Source organism: Rhizomicrobium sp., from assembly GCA_037200985.1.
In the GTDB taxonomy this organism is placed as follows: Bacteria; Pseudomonadota; Alphaproteobacteria; order Micropepsales; family Micropepsaceae; genus Rhizomicrobium.
The window spans coordinates 3,183,859-3,208,861 of the sequence record JBBCGJ010000001.1 but is presented as its reverse complement, the minus strand read 5'-3'; the positions used below and the strand labels follow the sequence as shown (position 1 = coordinate 3,208,861).

29 protein-coding genes and 1 tRNA gene are annotated in these 25,003 nt (G+C 67.1%); 19 read left to right on the top strand and 11 right to left on the bottom strand.

Translation table 11 applies throughout. The annotated features are described in order from the left end of the window. Positions 1-30: 30 nt before the first annotated feature. Positions 31-378: a hypothetical protein gene (locus WDN01_15675; GenBank protein ID MEJ0027464.1), complete on the bottom strand. Its 348-nt coding sequence runs from the start codon at positions 376-378 to the stop codon at positions 31-33. A 137-nt stretch (positions 379-515) separates the two neighbouring features. Between WDN01_15675 and WDN01_15670 the strand changes: the two genes are divergently transcribed. The 6 genes from WDN01_15670 to WDN01_15645 all read left to right on the top strand — a co-directional run bounded on the left by WDN01_15670 (position 516) and on the right by WDN01_15645 (position 4,067). Next, the gene (locus WDN01_15670) at positions 516-818 is read left to right on the top strand and encodes a hypothetical protein (protein MEJ0027463.1); all 303 of its coding nucleotides are present in this window, start codon (positions 516-518) and stop codon (positions 816-818) included. A gap of 66 nt (positions 819-884) precedes the next feature. Next, positions 885-1,040 (top strand): DUF3309 family protein, encoded by a 156-nt coding sequence (locus tag WDN01_15665; protein ID MEJ0027462.1) that lies wholly within the window; start codon positions 885-887, stop codon positions 1,038-1,040. A gap of 16 nt (positions 1,041-1,056) precedes the next feature. Continuing rightward, positions 1,057-1,299: a hypothetical protein gene (locus tag WDN01_15660; GenBank protein ID MEJ0027461.1), complete on the top strand. Its 243-nt coding sequence runs from the start codon at positions 1,057-1,059 to the stop codon at positions 1,297-1,299. Position 1,300: 1 nt separating this feature from the next. Further along, the gene (locus WDN01_15655; protein MEJ0027460.1) at positions 1,301-1,462 is read left to right on the top strand and encodes a hypothetical protein; all 162 of its coding nucleotides are present in this window, start codon (positions 1,301-1,303) and stop codon (positions 1,460-1,462) included. A 59-nt stretch (positions 1,463-1,521) separates the two neighbouring features. Next, entirely contained in the window at positions 1,522-2,610 is a 1,089-nt protein-coding gene (locus WDN01_15650; GenBank protein MEJ0027459.1) for a glycosyltransferase family 2 protein, read from the top strand. After that, the gene (locus WDN01_15645; protein MEJ0027458.1) at positions 2,607-4,067 is read left to right on the top strand and encodes a glycosyltransferase family 39 protein; all 1,461 of its coding nucleotides are present in this window, start codon (positions 2,607-2,609) and stop codon (positions 4,065-4,067) included. Before WDN01_15650 ends, WDN01_15645 begins: the two co-directional genes overlap by 4 nt. 366 nt (positions 4,068-4,433) lie before the next feature. Here the strand turns inward: WDN01_15645 and WDN01_15640 are convergent, their stop codons facing one another. From WDN01_15640 to WDN01_15625, 4 genes are all read right to left on the bottom strand, one after another. Further along, the gene (locus tag WDN01_15640) at positions 4,434-4,607 is read right to left on the bottom strand and encodes a DUF1328 domain-containing protein (GenBank protein MEJ0027457.1); all 174 of its coding nucleotides are present in this window, start codon (positions 4,605-4,607) and stop codon (positions 4,434-4,436) included. Positions 4,608-4,663: 56 nt separating this feature from the next. Continuing rightward, entirely contained in the window at positions 4,664-5,011 is a 348-nt protein-coding gene (locus WDN01_15635) for a hypothetical protein (GenBank protein ID MEJ0027456.1), read from the bottom strand. An 11-nt stretch (positions 5,012-5,022) separates the two neighbouring features. Continuing rightward, positions 5,023-5,376, bottom strand: coding sequence for a hypothetical protein (locus tag WDN01_15630; protein ID MEJ0027455.1), 354 nt, complete (start codon positions 5,374-5,376; stop codon positions 5,023-5,025). A 78-nt stretch (positions 5,377-5,454) separates the two neighbouring features. Then, complete coding sequence (locus WDN01_15625) at positions 5,455-6,252, bottom strand: response regulator (GenBank protein MEJ0027454.1); 798 nt, start codon at positions 6,250-6,252, stop codon at positions 5,455-5,457. A gap of 228 nt (positions 6,253-6,480) precedes the next feature. On the opposite strand from WDN01_15625, the gene WDN01_15620 reads away from it, so the two are divergent. The 6 genes from WDN01_15620 (at position 6,481) to WDN01_15595 (ending at position 11,343) form a co-directional block, all read left to right on the top strand. Next, a complete protein-coding gene (locus WDN01_15620; GenBank protein MEJ0027453.1) occupies positions 6,481-6,663 on the top strand; it encodes a NepR family anti-sigma factor in 183 nt (60 codons plus the stop codon). Beyond that, complete coding sequence (locus WDN01_15615) at positions 6,660-7,319, top strand: sigma-70 family RNA polymerase sigma factor (GenBank protein MEJ0027452.1); 660 nt, start codon at positions 6,660-6,662, stop codon at positions 7,317-7,319. Before WDN01_15620 ends, WDN01_15615 begins: the two co-directional genes overlap by 4 nt. Beyond that, positions 7,282-9,021, top strand: a complete 1,740-nt coding sequence (locus WDN01_15610; protein ID MEJ0027451.1) for a sensor histidine kinase — start codon at positions 7,282-7,284, stop codon at positions 9,019-9,021. Before WDN01_15615 ends, WDN01_15610 begins: the two co-directional genes overlap by 38 nt. 65 nt (positions 9,022-9,086) lie before the next feature. Further along, complete coding sequence (locus WDN01_15605; GenBank protein MEJ0027450.1) at positions 9,087-9,260, top strand: hypothetical protein; 174 nt, start codon at positions 9,087-9,089, stop codon at positions 9,258-9,260. 134 nt (positions 9,261-9,394) lie between these two features. After that, positions 9,395-10,798 (top strand): dihydrolipoyl dehydrogenase, encoded by a 1,404-nt coding sequence (gene lpdA / locus WDN01_15600; protein ID MEJ0027449.1) that lies wholly within the window; start codon positions 9,395-9,397, stop codon positions 10,796-10,798. 77 nt (positions 10,799-10,875) lie between these two features. After that, positions 10,876-11,343 (top strand): GNAT family N-acetyltransferase, encoded by a 468-nt coding sequence (locus WDN01_15595; GenBank protein MEJ0027448.1) that lies wholly within the window; start codon positions 10,876-10,878, stop codon positions 11,341-11,343. On the opposite strand, the gene WDN01_15590 is transcribed toward WDN01_15595, so the two are convergent. Further along, positions 11,315-12,553 carry an FAD-dependent oxidoreductase gene (locus WDN01_15590; GenBank protein MEJ0027447.1) on the bottom strand — a complete coding sequence of 413 codons (1,239 nt, stop codon included), beginning with the start codon at positions 12,551-12,553 and terminating at the stop codon, positions 11,315-11,317. The two genes, WDN01_15595 and WDN01_15590, sit on opposite strands and share 29 nt — an antisense overlap. Before the next feature lie 96 nt (positions 12,554-12,649). Here WDN01_15590 and WDN01_15585 point away from each other — a divergent pair, with 96 nt between their 5' ends. The 3 genes from WDN01_15585 (at position 12,650) to WDN01_15575 (ending at position 17,074) form a co-directional block, all read left to right on the top strand. Then, positions 12,650-13,402, top strand: a complete 753-nt coding sequence (locus WDN01_15585) for an aldolase/citrate lyase family protein (protein ID MEJ0027446.1) — start codon at positions 12,650-12,652, stop codon at positions 13,400-13,402. Positions 13,403-13,758: 356 nt separating this feature from the next. Further along, complete coding sequence (locus tag WDN01_15580; protein MEJ0027445.1) at positions 13,759-15,804, top strand: M13 family metallopeptidase; 2,046 nt, start codon at positions 13,759-13,761, stop codon at positions 15,802-15,804. A gap of 106 nt (positions 15,805-15,910) precedes the next feature. After that, entirely contained in the window at positions 15,911-17,074 is a 1,164-nt protein-coding gene (locus WDN01_15575) for a TMEM43 family protein (protein MEJ0027444.1), read from the top strand. A 29-nt stretch (positions 17,075-17,103) separates the two neighbouring features. Here WDN01_15575 and WDN01_15570 read toward each other — a convergent pair. After that, a tRNA-Leu gene (locus tag WDN01_15570) sits at positions 17,104-17,191 on the bottom strand. A 388-nt stretch (positions 17,192-17,579) separates the two neighbouring features. Here WDN01_15570 and rpsD point away from each other — a divergent pair. The 3 genes from rpsD to WDN01_15555 all read left to right on the top strand — a co-directional run bounded on the left by rpsD (position 17,580) and on the right by WDN01_15555 (position 20,383). Next, positions 17,580-18,197 carry a 30S ribosomal protein S4 gene (gene rpsD / locus WDN01_15565; GenBank protein MEJ0027443.1) on the top strand — a complete coding sequence of 206 codons (618 nt, stop codon included), beginning with the start codon at positions 17,580-17,582 and terminating at the stop codon, positions 18,195-18,197. A gap of 130 nt (positions 18,198-18,327) precedes the next feature. Next, a complete protein-coding gene (locus WDN01_15560; protein ID MEJ0027442.1) occupies positions 18,328-18,963 on the top strand; it encodes a glutathione S-transferase family protein in 636 nt (211 codons plus the stop codon). A 238-nt stretch (positions 18,964-19,201) separates the two neighbouring features. Next, positions 19,202-20,383, top strand: coding sequence for a hypothetical protein (locus tag WDN01_15555; GenBank protein MEJ0027441.1), 1,182 nt, complete (start codon positions 19,202-19,204; stop codon positions 20,381-20,383). Here WDN01_15555 and grxD read toward each other — a convergent pair. Beyond that, complete coding sequence (gene grxD / locus WDN01_15550; protein MEJ0027440.1) at positions 20,380-20,712, bottom strand: Grx4 family monothiol glutaredoxin; 333 nt, start codon at positions 20,710-20,712, stop codon at positions 20,380-20,382. The two genes, WDN01_15555 and grxD, sit on opposite strands and share 4 nt — an antisense overlap. Positions 20,713-20,817: 105 nt before the next feature. On the opposite strand from grxD, the gene WDN01_15545 reads away from it, so the two are divergent. Then, positions 20,818-21,771 carry a small ribosomal subunit Rsm22 family protein gene (locus tag WDN01_15545; protein ID MEJ0027439.1) on the top strand — a complete coding sequence of 318 codons (954 nt, stop codon included), beginning with the start codon at positions 20,818-20,820 and terminating at the stop codon, positions 21,769-21,771. 3 nt (positions 21,772-21,774) lie between these two features. On the opposite strand, the gene WDN01_15540 is transcribed toward WDN01_15545, so the two are convergent. Genes WDN01_15540 through purQ form a run of 3 tightly spaced genes read right to left on the bottom strand, consistent with a single transcriptional unit; the run spans position 21,775 to position 24,899 of the window. Next, positions 21,775-22,008: a BolA family transcriptional regulator gene (locus WDN01_15540; GenBank protein MEJ0027438.1), complete on the bottom strand. Its 234-nt coding sequence runs from the start codon at positions 22,006-22,008 to the stop codon at positions 21,775-21,777. A 9-nt stretch (positions 22,009-22,017) separates the two neighbouring features. Further along, positions 22,018-24,234 carry a phosphoribosylformylglycinamidine synthase subunit PurL gene (gene purL, locus WDN01_15535; GenBank protein ID MEJ0027437.1) on the bottom strand — a complete coding sequence of 739 codons (2,217 nt, stop codon included), beginning with the start codon at positions 24,232-24,234 and terminating at the stop codon, positions 22,018-22,020. Then, positions 24,231-24,899, bottom strand: coding sequence for a phosphoribosylformylglycinamidine synthase subunit PurQ (purQ, locus tag WDN01_15530; GenBank protein MEJ0027436.1), 669 nt, complete (start codon positions 24,897-24,899; stop codon positions 24,231-24,233). The genes purL and purQ overlap by 4 nt, the downstream gene beginning before the upstream one ends. Positions 24,900-25,003: the final 104 nt, after the last annotated feature.

Here is a 25,003-nt window from a genome sequence, read left to right as displayed (position 1 = left end):
GGCCCTCTCGCACACCGCGATTACGCCGCGTTACTGTCCGTTGTTGGGCGTCGAATCGTCCGACGGCTTGTCCGGCGTCGGCTGGGTCGGCTTGGGCGGCGGCGCGGCGTTCCCGTTCTCGTCGATGCCGCCGGCATTCATGCCCGAGCCGGTGATCATGCCGCCATTGTTCAACGTGTTGCTGTTCGCTCCGGCATTGGTCGCGCCGGCCGGGGCCGTTCCGCCCTGCGCATTGGCCAACGCCTGCGCGTTCAACTCGTCGGTCTGCGCGTTTTCGGCCGGCGTGGCCGGATGGTGCGTAAACGCAAAGGCCGGTGCGGCCAGTGTCACCAGCGCGAAAACGGCGGCACCGCCCAATGCGAATTTGTGAATCGTCATGGTTGTTCTCCTGTGAGGCGCGCCCGTCCCGCGTTTGAACGCCGGGGCGCGCCGGCCGTTCCGGGAACCCGCCGGGATAACGCCGCAGGGGAACCCGTTTCGGCGCCGAGCCGTTTGCACCCGAAAGGGAGACAGCCATGCCGCGCGGCGACAAGTCGAGTTACACCGGCAAACAGAAGCGTCAGGCCGAACATATCGAGGAAGGCTACGAGAAACACGGAACGGCGAAGAAGGAAGCCGAACGGCGCGCTTGGGCGACGGTGAACGCCGAGACCCATGGCGGCAAGAAGAGCGGCTCGGGCCGCGGGCGCAGCGAGGACCGTGCGCCGTCGCGCAAGGGCGGACGCCTCGGCGGCGCCGCCGCGGCCGGCCGCACCGCGGCGCAGCGTTCGGCGTCCGCGAAGAAGGCCGCCGCGACGCGCAAACGGCGCGGACGCTGAACCGGCGGCGGAACTCTGCCGTGACCTTGGTGTTCCCAACACAAGGTTCTTGCGAGGTAAGTCCAGATGCTCGGCACAATTCTCATCATCGTCCTTCTGCTTCTTTTGTTCGGCGCGTGGCCGTCCTGGCCGCACAGCCGCAATTGGGGCTACTACCCGAGCGGCGGGTTGGGCCTGGTTCTCATCATCGTGCTGGTGCTCGTGCTTCTGGGGCGGTTCTGATCCGATTGTCCCGCTGATGACCAAGAAGAAGCTCATCGAAGACATCGTGCAGGAGCCGCTCCGCTTCCATCGCGCCCCGCTGGACGTGATGCGCGACCGGCGATTCAACGACGAGGAGCGGCTCGAGATCCTGAGCGCCTGGGAGCGGCGGATTCGCGAGCAGGACGGCGAGGGCGAAACCCAGCGCCTGCAGCTCGTCAACGATGCCCGCGCGGAGCTCGAACGGCGCATCCATCCCGCCGCCCCACAGGGAGCGTGACATGGCGACACCCATGACCGACAATTCGACCCCCAAACAGGTCGTATCGACCGAGGACGCCCGCCAGGGCGAGACCTCGGGCCATGTCCGCTGGGTCCTGCGCGTCAGCCTGGCGCTGGCGGTGGTGGCCGGCGTCGTCCTCTGGTCGGTCTACTTCCTCTAGCGGGCATCCCTTGACGCCGTCCTGGCCTGTTGCCACCAAGGCGGCGCCAGGAGATTTGCGTGTCCGCTGTCGAGCTTTCCATCGTCCTTCCCACCTTCAAGGAACGGGACAATGTCGCCGAGCTGGTGCGGCGGCTGGATGCGGCGCTGGCCGGCATCGCCTGGGAGGCGATCTTCGTCGACGACGATTCGCCGGACGGCACCGCCGAGACCGCCAAGGCGATCGCGGCGCGCGATCCGCGCGTGCGCTGCCTGCGCCGCGTCGGCCGGCGCGGGCTTGCCGGCGCCTGCATCGAGGGCATGCTGGCTTCCAGCGCGCCGTTCGTCGCGGTGATGGACGCCGACCTCCAGCATGACGAGCACGCCCTGGTGGCGATGCTCGATAAGCTGCGCGGCGGCACGGCCGACCTCGTCGCCGCCAGCCGCTATATCGCGGGCGGCAGCGCCGAATCGTTCGATGCGGCGCGCGGCCGGCTGAGCCTTCTCGCCACGAACATCACGCGCAAGATCCTCGACGTGCCGCTGTCCGATCCGATGAGCGGCTTCTTCATGCTGCGGCGCGACCGGTTCGACGCGATCGCGGAGCGGCTGTCGCCGGCCGGCTTCAAGATCCTGCTCGACATCGTCGCCACCGCCGGGCCTTCGCTGCGGGTGGCGGAGCAGTCCTATGTGTTCGGCAGGCGCGAGCAGGGCGAAAGCAAGTTCAACGTCCAGATCGGCGTCGAATTCCTGGGCCTCATCTTCGCCAAGCTGACCGGCGACGTGGTCGAGCCGCGCTTTCTGTTCTTCGCGCTGGTCGGCGCGCTCGGCCTCGTGGTCCATCTGATCGCGCTGAAGTCGGCGCTGCTGGCGGGCGCGCGGGACTTCTACACCGCCCAGGCGATCGCCACCTTCGTCGCGCTGACCAGCAATTTCTTCCTCAACAACGAGCTGACCTATCGCGACCGGCGCCTCAAGGGCGCCTCGATGTTCTGGGGCTTCGTCGTCTTCTGCCTGTTCTGCTCGATCGGCGCCTTCACGAATGTCGGCATCGCCAATTGGCTCTATGCGGAAGAGAAGGTGTGGTGGGTGGCCGGCGCCGCCGGCGCGGCGATGGGGCTGTTCTGGAACTACGCGATGTCGAGCCTGTTCGTGTGGCGCACCAGATGACGCGCCGGCATATCCTTCTCGCGATCCTCGGCCTGACGGTGCTGCGCGCGGTGGCCGCGGCCGTCCTGCCGCTCTCGGCCGACGAGGCCTATTACTGGCTGTGGTCGCGCCATCTCGGCGCCGGTTATTTCGATCATCCGCCCGCCATCGCCTATGTCATCCGCGCCGGCACGCTGCTCTTCGGCGACACCGCGCTCGGCGTGCGCGCCGGAGGCATCGTCCTTTCGATCCTGGCGAGCTTTTTCGTCTGGCGTGCCGGCGCCGCGCTGCTGCGCGACGCGGATGCGGGGGCGCGCGCCTGCCTGTTCTTCAACCTGACCCTGATGATCTCGGTCGAGACGCTGGCGGCGACGCCGGACGGGCCGTCGGTCGCGGCCGCGGCGGCGGTGCTCTATGCGCTGGCCAAGGTGCGGGAGTCCGGAAACGGCGCGTGGTGGCTGGGCGTCGGCCTCGCCGCGGGATTGGGCCTGCTGTCGAAATACACGATCTTCTTCCTGGGCGCCGGCATGGCGGTGTGGCTGCTGCTGTCGCCCAAGGCGCGGCGCTGGCTCGTCACGCCCTGGCCCTGGGCCGGCGGCGCGGTCGCGCTCATCGTCTTCCTGCCCAACCTTTTGTGGAACGACGCGCATGGCTGGGCGACCTTCGCCTTCCAGTTCGGCCGCATCGCCGGAGGGCATTTCACGCTGCGCTTCCTGCTCGAATTCCTCGGCGCCCAGCTCGTGCTGGCCTCGCCCTTCATCTTCGTGCTGGCGACGCTGGCGCTGGCCTTCCGCGCGCGCGACAGCGACAGCGCGGAATTCCTGCTGGCGGCCCTCGTCTTTCCTTCGGCGCTCTACTTTCTCATCCATTCGCTGCACGACCGCATCCAGGGCAATTGGCCGTCCTTCCTGTTTCCCGCCCTTGGCGTGGCGGCGGCGCAGGCCTGGGTGCAAAGCGACTGGACGGGATGGATGAAGGCGGTCTGGCGCGTGGCGCGTCCCGCGGCGACGCCGGTCGCGGCGGTCCTGCTGCTGGCGGTCTATGCCCAGGCGCTGTTCGGCGTCATCCCCTTCGGCAGGAGCGATCCCCTGGCGCGGCTCCTGGCCGTCGGCTTCGACGGCGTGGCGGCGAACATCGAAACCTTGCGGCGGAGCAACAACGCCGCCGCCATCGTGACGACGGACTATGCGTCGACGTCCTGGTTCGCGTTCTACCTGCCGGACCACCCGCCGGTGATCCAGGCGAACGAGGACGATCGCTACCTCGACGCGCCGGTGCCGGATGCCGGGCTTCTGGCGAAGCCGGTGCTCTATGTGGTGGAGCAGAGATTGGACAAGCACGCCGAACTGGCCGGCCGCTTCGGCCAGGTGCGTGAAGTGGCGCGCTTCGACCGGCTGCGCCATGGCGTGCCGATCGCGCACTACGTCGCCTATCTGCTGGGCGATTGGCGCGGCACGCGCTTCGGGCGCTTGCCGTAAGCGCTTCCGGATTTTCGAGGGGGAGGAAGACGAGCGGACACCCGATGCGGGCTGTCGAAGGGGCTGGGGCGTTCCGGACCGGACGTCCGCTCGGAGAAGAGAATGCACGGGGTTAATTTGGGTTGCCGGGTTTCAGAAAATAATTTGCGGGATGCATAACCCGTCCCGGCGCCTATCGCAGCCGCTTGATCGACTTGATTTTTTTCGCGCGAACGGCGCCGCCGCCGACGGGCCCCAAGAACAATCGTCATCGCCGTCCACACATGGCGCTCGGACCATGCGGGCGACCCAATTTGGCGGCGAAAAACGGATTGCCCGGCCAAGCCGGGCAATGACGACTGTGGATAGTTTCAGGGCAAACCGACTTTAGATCGGCGGGCGGCCGCGCAGCGCGCCGGAAAAGGCGCTCACGATCAGGAGCACGACGAAGACGATCAAGAGGATCTTGGCGATGCTGGCCGCAAGGCCCGCCAATCCGAAGAAGCCCAGATAGCCGGCGACGAGCGCCAGGATCAAAAACAGAACCGCATATCCGAGCATGACGATCGTCCTCTGCTGCTTGCAGAGGAAACGTCAGGGAAAAGCGGGAGTTCCGGTTATTTCCGCGTCCGGCCGCCGAAGAACATCTCGGCGCCGGCGACGACGATGGCGCCGACGATCGCGATCCACGGCGTCTCCTTGGCGATCGCCGCGAACAGCGCCATCCACAGGCTGGACGGCAGCGCCGTCGGCTTCGGCTTGGGCGGCCCGCGCATGAGGACGATGCCGGCCCACAGCACCGGCGGACCGACGAAGACCGCGCCGGTCACCGCCGCGCCGCCGGCCGCGCCCAGAAGCGGCGTGAGGGCCAGCACCAGCGCATAGCTGAGAAAGCCCACGCCGAACACGACGAGCAGCAATCCGATGACCGCAAGCACCGACGCCGCGGCGATTTTCGCCCCCATGACGGATCCCGTCAGCGGCGAAGAAGCAGGGCCAGGAACGCGCCGACGCCGGCGGCGATGGCGAGCGAGGTCAGCGGCTGCTCGCGCACCGTGGTGCGCAGGCTCTCGGCGTTCTCGCTCGCCCATTCCTCGACGTCTTCGGCGGCGTCGAACGCGGTCTTGCTGGCCTGGGAGGCGGCATCCTCGGCCAGCGCATAGGCCCGCTCGGCGACCGCTTCGGCCTTCTTGAGGGCGTCCCTGGCCTGGTGCGAGGCGACGTCGCCGACGTCGCCGGCCAAGGCCCTCAGATCCTTCTGCAATGTCTCCAGATCGGTCCGCAAGGCGGACAGTCTCGCGTCGATTTCGGTGTTGCCGGCGGCGCTCATCGTTCTCTCCGAATATCCCAGAACTTTGGGGGAATGGCCCCACCATGCCTCAAAGTTCCGTGTTAGGGAACTTTGGAATTACGCGGCTTTTTTGGCCGCCGAATGGAAGAAAAGCGCCTGGCCGACCGTCGCCTGCACCGTCTCGGGCAGGAAGGGCTTGGCGATCAGATAGGTCGGCTCCGGCCGCTCGCCGGTCAGCAGCTTCTCGGGATAGGCGGTGATGAAGATCACCGGAATGTCGAAGCTGTTCAGGATCTCGGCCACCGCGTCGATGCCCGAGCCGCCTTCGCCCAGATTGATGTCGGCCAGCACCAGGCCGGGCCGCTCCGAATGGGCCTTGGCGACCGCCTCGGCCCGGGTCGCGGCCGTCGCGACGACCTTGTGGCCGAGCTCGGTGACGAGGTTCTCCAGGTCGAGCGCGATGATCGGCTCGTCCTCGATGATGAGGACGCGGCTGGCGAGCTGGCGGTCGATGGTCTGCTGCGCGTCGACGATGGCGCGCTCCACTTCCTCGGCGGTCTCGTCCAGGATGAAGGCGGCCTCTTCGAGGCTGAAGGCCTCCACGGCGGTCAGGAGCAGTGCGGCGCGCTTGTTCGAATCGAGCGCGCTCAGGCGCGTCTCCGGCGACGGCTTGGTCTCGGCGATCCGCGTCGTGTTCTCGTCGATGCGGCCCGAGGCCGATTGCCAGATGGCGTGGAAGACGCGGTACAGGCCGACGCGGGGCGCCACGCCCTCGACCAGCGTCTGGTCGCCAGCCAGCAGCGCGGACAGGGCGGCGCGGACATAGGTGTCGCCGCTGGACTGGGAGCCGCACAGCGCGCGGGCATAGCGGCGCAGATAGGGAAGATGCGGGGCAAGGGTCTGGGACATGCTCATGAAAAACGGGCTCCTTCGACGGCGCTATCATCGTCGTTCTCAAAGGGGAATGCTCCTTGAGACGAAAAGTTCCATAAGCGGGGGGAACCATTGGCGGGCGGCAGGCGTTGGCTTCCCTGGAGGGAGTTGGTGGGCGGATGAGTCAAATTAAGGGGCTGATTTATCTGTGTAATCAGCCCCGATCGGAGAACGGCTTTGTCAGGCGCACCGCAACAGCGGAATTGGAATTTGTCTAAGGAACAGAACCCTAACCGCGAAAAAGCGCGCGCCATCCGCGCGCGGCAGCGGGTGATCGGACGGGAGCTGCGGCGCATCTACGATGCGGTCTCGCAAGAGCCCGTGCCGGACGAATTCATGGACCTGTTGCGTCGGATCGATGCGAAGGACGAGTCGGGGAAGAAGTCGTCATGACCGCCCCCCACACCGCCCCCGCCCCGCACAGCGCTCCCGCGTCCGAACCGGACGACTTCAAGACGGAGCTCCTGGGACTCGTCCCGTTCCTGCGTGCCTTCGCGCGCTCGCTCTGCGGCAGCCATGAAGGCGCCGACGACCTCGCCCAGGAAGCCCTGGTCAAGGCCTGGCAGTCGCGCGATTCCTTCGTGCCCGGCACGAACCTGAAGGCATGGCTCTTCACCATCCTTCGCAACCAGTTCTATTCCGACCGCCGCCGCGCCTGGCGTCAGGCGCCGTGGGATCAGGAAGCCGCCGAGAAGATTCCCGGCGGCGGCCAGGACCAGGGCTGGTCGGCCGAATTGTCCGACACGGCGCGCGCCCTCCGCGCCCTGACCGACGAACAGCGCGAAGCGCTGATCCTGGTCGGCGCCGGCGGATTTTCGTATGAGGACGCCGCGGAAATCTGCAATTGCGCCGTGGGCACGGTGAAAAGCAGGGTTGCGCGCGCACGCAAGGCTCTTATTGCAATCCTCGACGGCGATGAGGCGTTGCCGCAGTCGGACCGACCGCCCGAAGGGGAAGCTGCCCGTGAAATCATGGCGCAATTGGATCGCCTCGCGCCGCAAGACGGTCCCGATGCAGCCCGCAGACGACGCAAGGGAACAGACGAGTGAGCGGGGCTGGCCGCTCCGCATCACGCTCCTCATCGCGGTAACCGTCGCACTTCTGCCGATCGCCGTCGTCAGCATCCTGCAGGGCATCGACCGTGCCGGAGCCGACGTGGCGCGCGTGCACGACCGCCTTATCCAGTCCGCCAACGGCGCGGCGAAGGACGAGGAGAATCTCCTTTCCTCGGCGGAGCAGATCGCCCGCGCCCTCGCCAATCTCAGCGATGTGCGCAATGTCTCGCGCGATTGCGATGCGGTGCTGGGCGACGCGCTGATCGGGGTGAAATATTTCGCCAATCTCTCCCGCCTCGGGGCCGACGGCACCGATGTCTGTTCGGCCCTGCCGCGCGCCAGGGGCAACAGCGCCGCCGGCCTGCCGATCTTCGAACGCGCGCGCGCCTCCAAATCCTTCGTCGTGAGCGGCCAGATGATAAGCCAGGTCCTCAAGCAGCCGGTGATCATCGGCATGCTGCCGCTGCGCGATTCCGAGGGCCGCTTCGACGGCGCGCTGTCGGTCGTGCTCCAGCTCCATTGGCTCGATTTCATGGTGCGCGGCAACGGATTGCAGAAGGGCGCGGTCGTGTTCATCTACGATCGCGACGGCAACATCCTGGCCTCGAACGACGCCGGCGTCGCCCGCGCCCTCGTCGGCACCGCCCGGCGGTTCGCGAGCGAGCGCGACGTGCATTCCGCCGACGACGCGCGCGGCAACAACTGGACCTTTGCGACCTCGCCGCTGCGCGGCGGCGTGATCAACGTGGCCTTCGCCATGCGCGAGAGCCGGCTGTTCAGCGATACCTATCTGCATGTCGGGGCGGATTTCCTGATGCCCATCCTGATGATCGGGCTCGCCTGGGCCGGCATCTGGTTCGCGACCGAGCGGCAGGTGACGCAATGGATCGCCTATCTGCGGCGCATCTCCGCCGCCTACCGGTCGGGCCATTACGCGATCCGCCCGCAGCTCGAGGATGCGCCGCGCGAATTCCGCAGCCTGGGCGACGGCATGTCGGCGATGGCCGATTCGATCCAGGACCGCGACCGCAAGCTGCGCGACGCGCTCACCCAGAAATCGCTTCTCATCCGCGAGATCCATCACCGCGTGAAGAACAATCTGCAGATCGTGATGAGCCTGCTCAGCCTCCAGGCCAGCCAGCTCCGCGATCCGGCGGCGCGAGACGCGCTGATGCAGGCGCAGGTGCGCATCAACGCCCTGGCGCTGGTCCACCGCATCCTGCACGAGATCGAGGACCAGACGACCATCGACCTGAAGCGCCTGCTCCACGAACTCGCGCACCAGATCACCGAGGGCATGCGCGGCGAGAATGTCGGCGTGCGGGTCGAGGAGAATCTGGTGGACCGCGACGTCTCGGGCGAAGTCGCCGTGCCGCTCGCGCTGTTCGCGGTCGAGGCGCTGACCAACATCTTCAAATACGCCTTCCCGCCGGGCCAGCAGGGCCTGGTGCGGATCGAATTGGCCCCGATCGCTGGCGGCAAGCTCAGGCTCGCGATCAGCGACGACGGTGCGGGCTTCACCGACCGTGGCGGCAAGACCGGCATGGGCACGCGGCTGATCCGAACTTTCGGCGCGCAGATCGGCGGCGTCTCGGCGCTCCATTCGGAGCCCGGAAAGGGAACCATGGTGGAGGTCATCTTCCGCGATCCGGCATGCGCGCCGAACGAGGTTTCCGCCGGAACCGCCGAAACGTGATTTGCCCTGTTCCGTTACAGAGGCGGGCGCGCAGCGACGCGCCCCTCAGCAAAGGGAGACGAAGAATGGGCAATCAGGACAATACCCGCACCCGCGATCAGGACATCCGCCGCCAGCCTCCGCAGCAGGAGCAGGCCGCCGACAAGAGCGCGAAGAAGCGGGACAAGCAGGGCCGGCAGGACCAGGCCGATCAGGACGGCCGCCAGGCGTCCGAAAACGACCGGATGAGCCGCCACTAGACGCGGCGCGACCAAGGGACCGGCCCCTCGCGGGGCCGGTCTTTTTTGCGGGGATAGGCCGCGTCTCTTCGGCAATTGTCTCGCGCGGCGCACCGGCGCATAACGCTGCCTTCGTATTTCGAGGACGGCGATTTATGGCGGATACTTTCGACGCGGTCGTCATCGGCGGCGGCCCCGGCGGCTATAACGCCGCGATCCGGCTCGGCCAGCTGGGACTGAAGACGGCCTGTATCGACAAGCGCGGCACCTTCGGCGGCACCTGCCTCAACATCGGCTGCATCCCGTCCAAGGCGCTGCTGCACACCAGCGAATTGTTCGACGAGGCGAAGAACCATCTGCCGAAGCTCGGCATCAAGGTCGCGCCCGAGCTCGATCTCGGCCTCATGATGGCGCACAAGACCAAGGTTGTCGGCGAGCTTACCAAGGGCGTCGAATTCCTCCTGCGTAAGGCCAAGTCCGAGGCGATCGTCGGCGAGGCGCGCATCGCGGCGCCCGGCAAGGTCGAGGTGACGGGCAAGGACGGCGCAGTCCGCATGCTGGAGACCAGGCACATCGTCGTCGCGACAGGCTCCGAGGTCGCCTTCCTTCCCGGCGTGACCATCGACGAGACGCAGATCGTGTCGTCCACCGGCGCACTGTCTCTGAAAGAGGTGCCCAAGCGCCTGCTCGTGGTCGGCGGCGGCTATATCGGCTTGGAGCTCGGCTCGGTGTGGCGCCGGCTCGGCGCCGAGGTGACGGTGGTCGAATTCCTCGACCGCATCACGCCGGGCCTCGACGGCGAGGTCGGCAAGCAGTTCCAGCGCATCCTTTCGCGGCAGGGCATGAAATTCCAGCTTTCGACCAAGGTCGTGGGCGTCGAGAAAACGGGCGGGGCGCTTCTCGTCACGGTCGAGCCCGCGGCCGGCGGCGACAAGCAGACCATCGAGACCGACATCATGCTGGTCTCCATCGGGCGGCGGCCTTTCGTCGACAATCTCGGCCTCGAGAAAGTGGGCGTGAAGCTCGATCCGCGCGGCCGCGTCGTCACCGATGCGCATTACGCCACCAATGTCGCGGGCATCTGGGCGATCGGCGATTGTCGGGAAGGCCCGATGCTGGCGCACAAGGCGGAAGACGAAGCGGTTGCCTGCGCCGAGCGCATCGCCGGCAAGGCGGGGCATGTGAACTACGACGCGATCCCCGCCGTGGTCTACACCGCGCCGGAAGTCGCGAGCGTCGGCAAGACGGAAGAGGAACTGAAGTCCGCCGGCATCGCCTACAAGGTCGGCAAATTCCCCTTCACCGCGAATGCCCGCGCCAAGACCATCGCTGCGACCGACGGCTTCGCCAAGATCATCGCCGACGCCAAGACCGACCGGGTGCTGGGCGTGCACATCCTGGGCGCCAATGCCGGCGAGATGATCTCCGAAGCGGCCCTTGCCATCGAGTTCGGCGCCTCGTCGGAAGACATCGCGCGCACCAGCCATCCGCATCCGACGCTGAGCGAGGCCGTCCGCCAGGCGGCGGAAGGTGTCGAGGGCTGGACGATGCAGATGTGATCCTTCGAGGCCCGCTCGCGTGCTTCGAGGCTCGCTTCGCTCGCACCTCAGCATGACGCGAGCAGGATGACGATGAAATGTCACGATCCATCTGCTCCGCCCTCAGTCTCACGATCCGCACCGCGTGCGACGCGGCGGAGATCGACGAAGCCGCCGCGCTCTATGTCCGCAGCGGGCGGGCGGCCTTCACCTGGCGGCCCGACGACCATTTCCGCGCCGAGGATTTCCGAATGTTCGCGCTGGACGAGGAGGTCTGGCTGGCGCGGATGGGCGAGGCGACGGTCGGCATCCTCTCGATCTATCGCGAGGAGAATTTCGTCCACTGCCTCTATGTCGATCCCGACGCGCAGCGCCTCGGCGTCGGCCGCGCGCTGGTCGAACACGTCCGCCGCGTCGTCGGCGGGCCGCTGACGCTCAAGCTCGACGTCCCCAACCGCAAGGCGATCGCGTTCTACGAGGCGACGGGCTGGGAACGCATGACCGGGCTCGACGACCAGGGCGTCGACGACGCCGGCATCACCTGGGCGCGCTATCGGCTGGCGTGACCGCTTTGCTCTTCACATGCTCCGGCCGCACGCCGAGGCCGATGAAACGCGCCGGCCATTGGCGCGCCCACGTCCAGCGGTCGAGGACATAAAGCGGCCAGGGCGGCCTTGGCGTCACCTGGCTGCGGATGGTCCGCGCCAGCACGGTGTTCTGCACCAGCACCTGGAAACGCTGCACCACGCTTGTCGGCCATTCGCGGCGGCGCTGCACGCGTTGCAGTTCGGACAGGCGCGGCCGCCGCGTGGCGAGGACGGAGGCCAGCGCATTGGCGGTCGCCACCGCGTCCTGGATCGCCAGGTTGATGCCGACGCCGCCGATCGGGCTCATGGCATGCGCCGCGTCGCCGATGCACAGTAGGCCGGGCCGGGCCCAGCGCGTCAGCCGGTCGACCCGCACCGTCAACAGGCTCACATCGTCGAAGCTCTTGATCGTCTCCACGCGGTCGCGCGCGAAGCCGGCGGCGGTGCGCAGCCGCGCCAGGAACGCCGAGAGACCTTCCTTCTTCAGCTCGGCCAGGCCGCCCTTGGGAATCGCCAGGGCGCATTGCCAATAATCGCCGCGATAGAGCATCACGAACAGATTGCCGCCGACGAAGCGCCCCACCGGCTCTTTGGGATCGTCCGGCGCGGTGGGCAGCCGCAGCCACAGCACGTCGAACGGCGCGCCCAGATCGCGCACCTTCAGCCGCGCCTTCTCGCGCACCTTCGAATGGCGGCCGTCGGCGCCGATGACCAGCCGCGCCAGCAGGTCGCCGGTTCCCTCCGGCGTCCTGACCCTGACGCCCACGATGCGCCGGCGCCGGGAGAGGAGCTCGACGACCTCCGTCTCCATCGCGAGATGGAAATTGGGATAGCGCCTCGCCTCGCCCGCGAGGAATTCGAGGAAATCCCATTGCGGCATCAGCGCGACGAACTTCGCCCGTGTCGGCAGGCGCGACATGTCGGCGACCTTGAAGCGCTCCTTGCCGATCTCGGCGGTGATCTCGCTCGCTTCCTGGTGCGGGAGCATCAGGAATTTTTCCAAGAGCCCCAGCTCGTCCATGATCTGCAGCGTCGAGGGATGCACCGTGTCGCCGCGGAAATCGCGCAGGAAATCCTTGTGCTTCTCCAGTACCCAGACGTCGACGCCGGCGCGCGCGAGCAACAGGCCGCACATCATGCCGGCGGGTCCGCCGCCGGCGATCACGCAATGGGTCGTGAGCTTGTCCACCGGGGCACGCTAGGCGGACGGCGCGGGACGCTCAAGCATCGCCAAGGACAAAAGCCTGCGCTAGGTTCGGCGCGACACCGCCGGAGCTTGCCTCGAATGCGCGCCAATCGCCTGCGAGAGATCTGGGCGCAAGGACGCGCCGCGACCAATTGCTGGCTCAGCCTGAACGGCTCGGTCGGCGCGGAGATCCTCAGCCATCAGGGCTGGGACAGCCTCACCGTCGACATGCAGCACGGCCAGGCGGATTTCGCCGGTATGGTGGCGATGCTGACCGCGATCTCCACCACCGACACGGTGCCCCTGGTGCGGGTGCCGTGGAACAATCCGGGCGACGTGAACCGCGCCCTCGATGCCGGCGCGCTCGGCATCATCTGTCCCAACATCGACACGCCGGATCAATGCGAGCATTTCGTCTCCGCCTGCCGCTACGCGCCCCGGGGCACGCGCAGCGTCGGACCCAAGCGCGCCGTGCTCTATGGCGGCGGCGACTATCTCGCCAAGGCCAACGAGACGATCCTCACCATGGCGCAGGTCGAATCGGCCAAGGCGCTGATCAATGTCGAGGCCATCGCGGCGGTGAAGGAACTCGATGTCGTGTTCATCGGGCCGACCGATCTCGGCCTGTCGCTGGGGCGCGAGCCCAGGGCGGACCAGACCGACCCCATCGTCGTGCAGGCGATCGACGACATCCTGGGCGCCGCGAAAGCGGCCGGCAAGCGCGCGGCGATCTATTGCAAGTCGGTGGACTACGCCCAGGCGATGATCGCCAAGGGCTTCGACCTCGTCGTCGTCACCTCGGACGAGGCGCTGCTCTCCGCCGGCGCCGCGCTCGCGGCCCGGTTCCGCTAGGGGAGAATTTCTCCGCCCTGTGTCGCCGGCGCCTCTTATCAAGCGGCCCGAATTCGCCTATATGTGGCGACGCAACAACTTTGAAAGGAGGTGATCCAGTGTCTCATTGTCATTACCTGCGGACGTCGAAGGCCGCGACCTGGATCCTCGCCTCTGGTGAGGTCCGCGCCGCGTAAGCGACGCCTGCGCGTGCCCTAGCGGACCGCAGTAAGACAATGGAAGGGCTGTCCGAACAGGGCAGCCCTTCTTTGTTTTCCGCTTCCCGGTTTTGCGCCACGCGGTCGTGATCGTGCGTCGCGGGGCTTTGTGCCAGGATCGCGGACGATCCGCGCCAGACGGATATGGAAGGAAACCCGATGCGTCTTCGCTCCGCGCTTGTCGTGCTCGCGCTCGCCGCTACCGCCGCGGCGGCGGACGTGCCCGCCGCGGTCCATGGCGTGCAGCGCGCCAACATGGACACCAGCGTGCGGCCCGGCGACGACTTCAACCTCTACGCCAACGGCAATTGGCTGAAGACCGCCGTCATTCCGCCCGACCAGGCCAGCTGGGGCTCGTTCTCCACCCTGCGCGACAAGGCGGCACGGCGCACCGCCGACCTGATCGGTGACATCGCCAAGATCCAGTCGCCGCCCGGCTCCGACGAACGCAAGATCGGCGACTTCTATGCGAGCTTCATGGACGCGGCGGGGATCGAGGCCAAGGGCCTCGCGCCGCTGAAGGCCCGGCTCGATGCCGTTGCGGCGATCGCCGACAAGGAAGCGCTGGCGCACGCGCTGGGGCGTTCGGTGCGCGCCGACGTCGACGCGCTCAACAACACGAATTTCTATACCGAGAACATTTTCGGCCTGTGGGTCGCGCCGGGCCTCGACGATCCCCACCGCTACCGGGCCTATCTGCTGCAGGGCGGACTGGGCCTGCCGGACCGCTCCTATTATGTCGGTGCCGATCCGGCCGCGCTCCAGATCCTGTCGGCCTATGAAGCCCATGTCGCCAAGCTCTTCGCGCTCGCGGGCTTCGCCGATTCCGACGTCCGCGCCAAGGCGGTCGTCGCGCTGGAGACGCGCCTGGCGCGGGCGCAAGCCACGCGGGCCGACAGCGAGGACGTGCTGAAGGCCGACAATTACTGGGCGCGCGCCGATTTCGCCGCCAAGGCGCCCGGCCTGGACTGGAACGCTTTCTTCCAGAGTGCCGCACTCGACGGCCAGGACCAGATCGTGGTCTGGCAGCCCAGCGTCATTCCCGGCGTGGCCGGTGCGGTCGCCGACACGCCGCTTGCCGTATGGAAGGATTATCTCGCCCTCCATCTGCTCAATCACTATTCGTCCGTCCTGCCCAAAGCCTTCGCGGACGAGCGCTTCGCTTTTTATGGCGCGACCCTCTCGGGCACGCCGCAGCAGCAGGCGCGCTGGAAGCGCGCGGTGTCCCTGACCAACCATGCGCTCGGCTGGGCGGTCGGCCGGCTCTATGCCGCCCGCTACTTCCCACCGGCCTACAGGGCCGAGGCCCAGGCCATGGTCGACAACATCAAGGCGGCGTTCGGCCGGCGCATCGACGCGCTCGACTGGATGAGCCCGGCCACCAAGGCCAGGGCGAAGGACAAGCTCATCACGCTCTATGTCGGCATCGGCTATCCCGATCGATGGATTTCCTACGCCGCGCTCGACGTCATGCGCGGCGACGCCTTCGGCAATCTCGCCCGCGCCGAGGACTTCGAATACCGCCGCAACATCGCGCTCCTGGGAACCGCGGTCGACCGCGGCACCTGGTGCATGACGCCGCAGACGGTGAACGCGGTGAACCTGCCGCTGCAGAACGCGCTCAACTTTCCCGCCGCGATCCTCGATCCGCCCTTCTTCGACGCCAAGGCCGATCCGGCGTTCAATTACGGCGCGATGGGCTCGATCATCGGGCACGAGATCAGTCACAGCTTCGACGATCAGGGCAGCCGGTTCGACGCCGACGGCCGGCTCATCGACTGGTGGAGCAAGGCCGACTTCGCCCATTTCCACGATGCCGCGCTCAAGCTCGCCGAGCAGTATGCGCAATACAGCCCGTCGCCGGGCCTCTTCGTGAACGGCCAGCAGACGCTGAGCGAGAACATCGCCGATGTGGCGGGGCTCTCCGCCGCGTTCGACGGCTGGCGTGCCTCGCTGGGCGGCCATGACGCGCCGGCGATCGACGGCCTCAGCGGCGCGCAGCGCTTCTTCCTCGCCTATGCCCAGACGCGCCAGCAGGCGACGCGCGACGCGGCGCTGCGCCAGCAGATCCTGACCGACGGCCACGCGCCGGCGATGTATCGCGCGCAGGCGGTGCGCAATATCGACGGCTGGTACGACGCGTTCCAAATTTTGCCGGACGAGAAATACTATCTCGCACCTGCGAACCGCGTGCGGGTGTGGTGAATCCACATTAAATTTGGGCGCAAGCGGACGCGCCCGCGCGCCGGCGCAGTGGCTTGCACAGGGCGAGTACGCTAGCTTCGATTCTGGCGACAGGGGGGAATACGTCATGCCGGATAGCTTCACCACGACTTCGACGCAGGGGTTCTTCTCGCGTTTCCTGGGCTCCTTCGTCGGCATCCTGCTGGGGCCGGTCCTCGTCATTGCCGCCATCGTCCTGTTGTCGTGGAACGAGGGCCGCGCGGTGCAGGCGATCCGGGGCCTGGCGGAAGCCTCCGGCGTGGTCGTGGAGACGTCCGCCGATGCGGTGGCGCCCGCCAATGAGGGCAAGCTCGTCCATGTCGTCGGCAAGGCGGAAGCCGCCGCGCCGATCCAGGATTCCGATCTCAGCCTGAGTTTCGACAACCAGGTCGCGGTCGACCGCACCGTCGAGATGTATGCCTGGACCGAGAAGAAGGAAGAGAAGACGCAGGACAATACCGGCGGCAGCCAGACCACCACGACGACCTACACCTACAGCAAGGCCTGGACGGAATCGCCCGCCGATTCGAGCGGCTTCGCCCATCCGGAAGGGCACGAGAATCCGCAACTGCCTTTCGCCTCGCACAAATATTCGGCGAGCGACGCGCATCTGGGCGGCTTCACGCTGGACGAGACCACGGTCGGCATGATCGACGCGCCGACGCCGCTCAAGCCCGACGCACCCGATGGCTGGGCGCGGAGCGCCGGCAATCTCTACAAGGGCGAGAATCCCGCCAAGCCCGCCGTCGGCGATGTGCGCGTGCACTATACCGGCATGTCGTCCGGTACGACGGTGTCGGTGCTGGCGGCGCAATCGCATAACGGCTTCGCGCCCTATACGACGACCAACGGCTACACCATCCATCTCGCGCGCGCCGGCAACGCGCAAGCCAGCGAGATGATCAAGGAGCAGCAGCAGGCCGAGGCGTTCCTGACCTGGATCCTGCGGGCCGTCGGCTTCGTCGTGATGTTCGCCGGCTTCGCGATGTTCTTCGGGCCGATCGCGACGCTGGCGTCGGTCCTGCCCTTCCTGGGCACGATCGTGCGGGGCGCGACGAGCTTCTTCGCCTTCGTCCTGACGATTCCCGTCGCGCTGATCACCATCGCGCTGGCCTGGCTCGCCTTCCGCCCGCTGATCGGCGGCGGCATCCTCGTGCTCGCGGCCGTCTTCGGCTATCTGCTGTGGCGCTGGCATCACGGCCGCAGCGCGCCCCATGTCGCGGCCGCGGCGGCGGCCGCCGCGGCGCATTAGCGGCCCGGTGCGAGCGAAGGTCCTGCCGGTGGTGCGGGCGGCCGGACTTGAACCGGCACGGACCTTTCGGTCCTACGGATTTTAAGTCCGGTGCGTCTACCATTCCGCCACGCCCGCTGGCGCGCCTTGGGTTCTATAGCGCAGCGGGCGGCTCTTGTAAGAGACGTCCGCGCCGGCTTGCCGGGGCCGCCGCTTCGCCGCTAAAGTCCATCGTCGAGCGGGAGAACCGTCATGCACGGTCATGGCTCCACCATCGCGCTGGCCGGACTCGTGGTCGCCGTCCTCGCCTTCGTCCTCCAGGTCCTGTCCTACCGGCGCGGAAAATAGCGGCCCGGGTACTCAATCCAGGGTTGAGTACCGAGAAGAAATCCAAGCCTTTCCAAGGCTTAAGGCCGAATCCGCAGGCGTTGACTTGGCAACGCGCCTGACTATAGTGCGCCGCCTTCGCGGACCCCGGTCCGCGCCAAACCTCGCGGACTATCCGCCTACTACGACCGGAAGAAGCATGACCAAGCGCGCCAATTCGAAATACAAGCTGGACCGCCGCATGGGCGAGAGCGTGTGGGGCCGTCCCAAGAGCCCCGTCAACAAGCGCTCCTACGGCCCCGGCCAGCACGGCCAGCGTCGCGCCAAGAAGCTGTCGGATTACGGCACGCAGCTCCAGGCCAAGCAGAAGCTCAAGGGTTATTACGGCAACATCACCGAGCGCCAGTTCCGCAAATACTACCAGGAGGCCTCGCGCCGCCAGGGCGATACCGGCGAGAACATGATCGGACTGCTCGAGCGCCGCCTCGACGCCGTCGTCTATCGCGCCAAGTTCGTGCCCACGCCCTTCGCCGCCCGCCAGCTCGTCAGCCACGGCCATGTGAAGGTCAACGGCCGCCGCGTCACCATCGCCTCCTACCAGGTGGGCGACAAGGACCAGATCGAACTGTCGGACAAGGCCAAGCAGATGGCGCTGGTGCTCGAAGCCACCAAGAGCGCCGAGCGCGACACGCCGGACTATGTGAACGTCGACCACGACAAGATGACGGCCAAGCTCTTGCGCACGCCCAAGCTGTCGGACGTGCCTTACGCCTCGCAGATGCAGCCGCACCTCATCGTCGAATTCTATTCGCGCTGAGGGCGCAGGGCCGGTCCTTGCGACAGGCGCAGGCAATTCGTGAAAGGCCGCAGGGCAGCCCTGCGGCCTTTTGCATTGTATTCACGGCCATCCGTCCTAGCTTTGCGGGGCGGGCTTTGAGCGGAAATCGATGACCTACACCGTCTTCGGCGACAAGGGTTCGGGCGCGTTCTCCGCCGAGGCGGTGCTCGCCGAGGCCGGCGCGCCCTACGAGTTCTATTCGGTCTCGCTGGAGAAGAACGAGCAGAAGAAGCCGGAATTCCTGAGCATCAATCCGAGCGGCAAGATCCCCGCCCTGCGCCTGCCCGAGGGCGAGGTCATCACCGAATCCGCCGCCATCCTGCTCACCATCGCCGATCACTTCCCCAATGCGCGGCTGCTGCCGCCGCAGGCCGGCCCGGCGCGGGCGCAGGCCTATCGCTGGCTCGCCTTCATGGCGTCGGAGATCTATCCGATGGTCGAAATCTCCGATTATCCCGAGCGCTTCGCGCGCGACGGCGAGAGCGCCGAAAGCCTCCGCGCCAAGGCCCGCGAGCGCATTCGCGAAAGGCTCCTGATCGTCGAACGCTTCGCGGCCGGGCCGTGGCTCTTGCCGTCCGGCTTCTCGATCCTGGACATCTACGCCTCGATGTTCACGCGCTGGCGCGGCAGCATTGGGCGCGAGTGGCTGGCCCAAGGCCATATCCCCAAGCTCACCGCGCTGGCGTCGAGCCTGTCGGAACGGCCGGCGATCGCGCCGGTCTGGCACCGCCATTTCGGCGGATAGGGTCTACGCTCGATCGATCCGATTCCGGATTGTCCCGCGAAAGCGGGCATCCGGCCTGGCTGTTCCTGATCGCGGAATGCCCGCCTTCGCGGGCATGACAGACGAGGGAACGCTGAAATCACCGCCGTGACGACGGCCCGGTGCATTTTCTCGATTATCCCTGCGAATTCGTTGCGCCCGCCCCACTTCGGTCGCGCCGGAGCGCTACTATCTCGTCAGCGGGCGATAGGAGGGCCGGATGGTTTCGCGGCGGATGATGATTGCGGGCGGCGCGGGCGCCGTTGTTGTCGCGGGGCTCGGCTATCGCGCCTGGGATCGCGGCGTCTTCGCCGGGCCGGACGGCGCGCCCTATGCGCCCTGGGCGCAATGGCGCGGCAGCGTGATGGACGGCATCGCCCGTCCCCTCTCGGCCGCCATCCTCGCCGCCAATCCGCACGATACGCAGCCCTGGCTGTTCCAGCTCGGCGACGAGACGATCACCGTCTACGCCGACCGGGCGCGCAATCTCGGCAGCTTCGATCCCTTCCGGCGCGAGATGCATCTGGGCCTGGGCGCCGCGATCGAGAATCTGGCGCGCGCCGCCGGCGTCTACGGCTACACCGCCTATGTGCGCCCCGTGGGCGGAAGGCTGACGAATGCACTGCCCGACGAGCCCAAGGCGGTGGCGCATGTCACGATGGACCCGGGCGCGCCGGGCCGCGATCCGCTCTACGAGGCCATCCCCGGCCGGCACACCCATCGCGGCCGCTATCTCGACAAGCCAGTGGCGAAGGCGTTCCTGGCCGGTCTGGCGGCGCTCGCTTCGGATCTGGATGTCCGGCTCGCGTTCCTCGACGACGCCAAGGCGCGCAAGGACATGGCCGATCTGATCGTCGCCGCCACCGAGCGCATCGTCGCCGATCCGCAGATGTCCGCCGACAGCGCCCGCTGGATCCGCACCGGAAGGCGCGAGGTCGAGGCGCATCGCGACGGCGTCACCGTCGATACCGGGGGCATGGCGCGCGCCACCGTGATGATGGCCAAGCTGCTTCCCGATCTGAGCCCGGCGTCGCAGGACCGGTATTGGCTTGCCAACACGCGCGACGTCCAAATCCACGCGCCGGTGCTGGGCGCGATCCTGGTGAAGGACCGGCTCGACATGGCGCAGGCCATCGCCGCCGGCCGCGCCTGGCAACGCATCCATCTCGCGCTCACGGATGCGGGCCTCGTCGCGCAGCCGCTGAACCAGCCGGTGGAATGCATCGACCGCAACGAGACGCTGGGCCGCGTCGACACCTATCAGCGCGCGCTGGCGGCAATGGCGAAAGCGCCGGACTGGCAGCCGACCTTCGTCTTCCGTCTCGGCCATGCGGAAAAGCCGGCGCCGCCATCGCCGCGCCGGCCCTTGAACGATGCGATGAAAATCTCGGGCCTGGCCTAGGCGTTCTCGAGCGCGATGCCCTGCTCGGCGAAGAAGGCGCCGAGCTCTTCGTTCTCGAACATCTCGCGCACGATATCGGCGCCGCCGACGAACTGGCCCTTCACATAGAGTTGCGGGATCGTCGGCCAGTCGGAATAGTCCTTGATGCCCTGGCGGATTTCCGGATCCTTGAGGACGTCGATCGCTTTGAACTTCACGCCGAGATGCGAGAGAATCTGCACCGTCGCGGCCGAAAATCCGCATTGCGGAAAAACGGGCGTGCCCTTCATGAAGAGGACGACGGGATTGGCTTTGACCTCGGCGTCGATACGCTGGCGGATGTCGCTCATCTGGTGCTGCGCCGGAAGGCGCCCTCGGTTCGATCGATCGCTTCCCATGTATGCCCGATGCCGCAATGCGTCAAGGTTCGCGCCATCCGGCGCGCGGAAACGCGCGTGAATCCGGCCCTTCCAGCGCGCTTGCGCATCGCCTTGGACGGCCTGCTCGAAGGCGTTTCGCGCAAGGACCTGGCGGCGCGCGCGCAGGCGATTTCGAAGCTTTATCGCGGCGGTTCCGGTTCGGCTTTGGCCGTCACGGACGAATTGGACACGCTCGCTTATGTGGTTGCGCGGTTGCCGGCGACCTATGCCGTCGCGCTTGCCGTTCTCGAACAGGCGCGCGGGTCCGTGCCGGACTTCGCGCCGCGTTCCCTCTTGGACGCGGGCGCGGGGCCGGCGACCGCGAGCTGGGCGGCGCGCGAGGTCTGGCCGGATATCGCGCGGCTGACGCTCACCGATTCCAATCCGCACTTTCTCGGCCTGGCGCGAAAGCTCTCGCCCGCGGCGGACGCGAATTTTCTCTCCGCGGACTTGTCTCGCGACGGTCTTCCGCAGGCCGACCTCGTCATCGCCGGTTTCGTGCTGGCGGAAATCCCCGCCGCCGCGCGGCGCGGCGTCGTCGAGCGCCTGTACGCCGCCGCGACCGATGTGCTGGTCCTGGTCGAGCCCGGCACGCCGGACGGGTTCGCCCGCATCCGCGCCGCCCGTGACACGTTGATCGCGAGCGGTGCCGGCGTGCTCGGTCCCTGCACCCATGCCCAGTCCTGTCCCATCGTCGCGCCGGACTGGTGCCATTTCTCGCAGCGCCTGCCGCGCTCGCGCGACCACATGCACGTGAAGGGCGCGTCGGTGCCGTACGAGGATGAGCGCTATGCCTGGCTCGCCGTCAGCCGCGCGCGCGGTTCGGCTTTCGAGGGAAAGGCCCGCGTGCTGGCGCCGCCGAAGGAAACGAAGCCGGGGATCGAACTCAAACTTTGCACGCCTTCCGGTCTGGAGAACCGCTTCATCGCCAAGCGCGACGCAGACGCCTTTCGTCGCGTGCGAAAGGCGGAGTGGGGCGACGTCGTCTGACGTTCAGTCTTTCGCCTGCGTCGTCAATTGCAAAGCGTGGAGGACGCCGCCCATGTTCCCTTTGAGCGCGGCATAGACCATCTGGTGCTGCTGCACGCGGGTCTTGCCCTTGAAGGCGGCGGACGCCACGACCGCGGCCCAGTGATTGTCGTCGCCGGCGAGGTCGGTGATCGCCACTTCGGCGTCGGGAAATGCGTCCTTGATGAACATCTCGATTTCGGCGGCTTTCATGCCCATGGCGACATCCTAGTTGGTCGGCGGAATCTCTTCGCCGCTCATATAGCGCGGAAACCAGTCTTCATGCGCCGCTTTCAGCGCGGCGACCGCGATCTCGCCGACGCCCTCGATCAGGAGCTTGTCCGGCGCGGTGCAGCCGATCAGGACGTGCGGCACGCCGTGATTGCGCGCCGTTTCCGACACGCGCATCGTCAGTGCCGAGGGGAAGGCGACGACATAGCGGGCCTGGTCCTCGCCGTACAGGAAGGGGATCGGATCGGCGCCCTCGGGCAGGCGGATGTTCGCGCCCATGCCGCCGGCCAGGCACATCTCCGCCAGCGCGACGGCAAGGCCGCCGTCCGAGAGGTCGTGCACCGTGTCGATGCCGCCGGCCTCGATCAAGAGGCGCACGAAATCGCCGTTGCGCCGTTCGGCCGCCAGGTCGACGGGTGGGGCGGCGCCTTCTTCCTTGCCTTCGATCTCGCGCAGATAGATCGACTGGCCGAGGTGGCCCCCAAGGCGGTTCGCATTCTCGCCGATCAGCATGATCACGTCGACGTTCCGCTTGAAGCCGATGGTCGCCATCTTGGCGACGTCCTTCATCAGGCCGACGGCACCGATGGCCGGGGTCGGCAGGATGCCTTCGCCATTCGTCTCGTTGTAGAGCGAGCAATTGCCGCCGATCACCGGGAAGTCGAGGGCGCGGCAGGCCTCGCCGATGCCGTCGATGCCGCGCACGATCTGGCCCATGATTTCGGGCTTCTGCGGATTGCCGAAATTGAGGTTGTCGGTCACCGCCAACGGCTTGGCGCCGACCGCGGTGAGGTTGCGCCAGGCTTCCGCCACCGCCTGCTTGGCGCCCTCGAACGGATCGGCCAGGCAATAGCGCGGCGTCACGTCGGTGGTGATCGCGAGGCCCTTCTTCGTGCCGTGGACGCGCACCACGGCGGCATCGCCGCCGGGGCGCTGCACCGTGTCGGCCATCACGGTGTGGTCGTACTGCTCCCACACCCAGCGCCGCGAGCACATGTCGGGCGCGGCCAGGATCGTCTTCAGCGACGCGATGACCGGCCGCGAAGCGTCATAGGCCGGCGTGCCGCGCGCCGGTTCGGCCAGCTCGAACGGCCTTTGATATTTCGGCGCCTCGTCCGACAGCGCCGTGACCGGCATATCGGCGACGATCTCGCCCTTGTGCTTGACGATCAGCCGGTGCGTGTCGGTGGTGACGCCGATCACCGCGAAATCCAGTTCCCATTTCTTGAAGATGCGTTCGGCTTCCGCCTCGCGCCCGGGCTTCAGGACCGCCAGCATGCGCTCCTGGCTTTCCGACAGCATCATGTCGTAGGCGGTCATGTTGGCTTCGCGCTGCGGCACATGATCGAGATCGAGCTCGATGCCGCTGCCGCCCTTGTCCGCCATCTCGGCGGACGACGAGGTGAGCCCCGCCGCCCCCATGTCCTGGATCGCGATGATCGCATCCGTCGCCATCAGTTCGAGGCAGGCTTCGAGCAGCAGCTTCTCGGTGAAGGGATCGCCGACCTGCACCGTGGGGCGCTTCTCTTCGGAGTCCTCGCTGAACTCGGCGCTTGCCATGGTGGCGCCATGGATGCCGTCGCGCCCGGTCTTCGAGCCGATATAGACGACGGGATTGCCGGCGCCCTTCGCCGCCGAGAGGAAAATCTTGTCGGTGCGCGCCAGGCCGACGCACATCGCGTTGACCAGGATGTTGCCGTTGTAGGAGCGGTGGAAATTCACCTCGCCGCCGACCGTCGGCACGCCCATGCAATTGCCATAGCCGCCGATGCCGCTGACCACGCCCGAAACGAGATGCCGGGTCTTGGGGTGCGAAGGCTCGCCGAAGCGCAGTGCGTTCATCATCGCGATGGGCCGCGCGCCCATGGTGAAGACGTCGCGCATGATACCGCCGACGCCGGTCGCCGCGCCCTGATAGGGCTCGATGAAGGAGGGGTGGTTGTGGCTTTCCATCTTGAAGATGCAGGCATCGCCGTCGCCGATGTCGATCACGCCGGCATTTTCGCCCGGCCCCTGGATCACCCAGGGCGCCTTGGTCGGAAGGCGCGCGAGATGCACGCGGGTGGATTTGTAGGAGCAATGCTCGCTCCACATCACCGAGAAGATGCCGAGCTCGACGAGATTGGGATCGCGATTCAAGAGCCGCTTGATATGGGCGTATTCCTCGTCCGTGAGGCCGTGCTCGCGGACGACGTTGGGGGGGATCTCCGTCACGACAAGGTCTCGATCAGGCTCTCGAACAGCGTACGCCCGTCGGTGCCGCCGAGCAGGGGATCGACCGTGCGCTCGGGATGCGGCATCAGGCCGAGCACGTTGCGCTTCTCGGAAAGGATGCCGGCGATGTTGCGCGAGGAGCCGTTGGGGTTGTCGCCCTCGGCATAGCGGAACACGACGCGGCCGTCGCCTTCGAGGCGGTCCAGCGTCTCCTCGTCGGCGAAATAATTGCCCTCGCCATGCGCGACGGGAAAGCTGACGCGCTGGCCCTTCTCGTATTTGCGCGTGAACGCCGACTGGGTCTCGTCGACCTCCAGCGCCACCGGGCGGCAGACGAATTTCAGGCCGGCATTGCGCATCAGCGCGCCGGGCAGAAGATGGCTCTCGGTCAGCACCTGGAAGCCGTTGCAGATGCCGAGCACCGCGCCGCCCTTTTCGGCATGCGCCTTGACCGCGCGCATCACCGCCGACTGGCTCGCCATCGCACCGCAACGAAGATAATCACCGTAGGAGAACCCGCCCGGCAGCACGACGAGGTCGACCTCGGGCAGCTCGCTGTCCTGGTGCCAGACCATGTGCGGGTCCTTGCCCGTCATCTGCTTGAGCGCGACCTGCGCATCGCGGTCGCAGTTCGAGGCGGGAAAGACGACCACGGCGGATTTCACTTCGACGCCTCCACACAAAAGCTGTCATGGCCCGCGACTGCGGGCCACCCAGTTGGGTTCTGCACATCGGTAAGCGCGCGAAGGAGATTTCGCCGGAAGGCCAT